1 protein-coding gene is annotated in these 556 nt (G+C 28.8%); it reads right to left on the bottom strand.

What is annotated here, in order from left to right:
• Window positions 1-317: 317 nt before the first annotated feature.
• A partial coding sequence (locus ACSU6B_RS29340) for a DUF1450 domain-containing protein (RefSeq protein ID WP_410889969.1) occupies window positions 318-556 on the bottom strand: 239 nt, incomplete at its 5' end.

Raw genomic sequence — 556 nt, 5'->3', positions numbered from 1 at the left:
CGTTAGTTTAGGTGAAAAGCTTCACAATTTTTAATGAAGTAACCCCTATAATCGTTTTTGCCTTTTCCTACACTATCCTTTTTTTCTAAAAAAAGATACCCAATAGACTTTTCTAAAATGTCTACTTTATAGGGTATCTTTTTAGGTAGACACTTTAATTCTTTGTACTTGTCTACGCAAGAGGGATATTATTTAACATGGTCAAAAGTATCTAAATCATTGTGAGGTATTATAAGAAAAATAATAATTAATTAAACTAGCTTTTGTTTTTCAATATATATCTTAAGTTAAATAATCTTAGGGATAAATTTTTTTTATTACATATATAATGTTAATTCAATTTCTATCCGCTTACGAATTAATTCTAAACATTCTTCAGGAGTTTTAGCAAAAATCCGTTTCCCGTTTACCATCGCATAAGGACTGCGTGCACACATTCCACAAAAAGAGAGACAGTCATTTTGAATAACTGCCACTTCTGGGTACTCTTTTTCAATTATTGTTTCTACATCAAGATGATTAATGAAATTACTAACACATATTTCTACTACTACGA

It is taken from the genome of Neobacillus sp. C211, from assembly GCF_051842875.1.
Taxonomy (GTDB): Bacteria; Bacillota; Bacilli; order Bacillales; family Cytobacillaceae; genus Neobacillus.
This window is presented reverse-complemented; position numbering and strand designations above follow the sequence as displayed.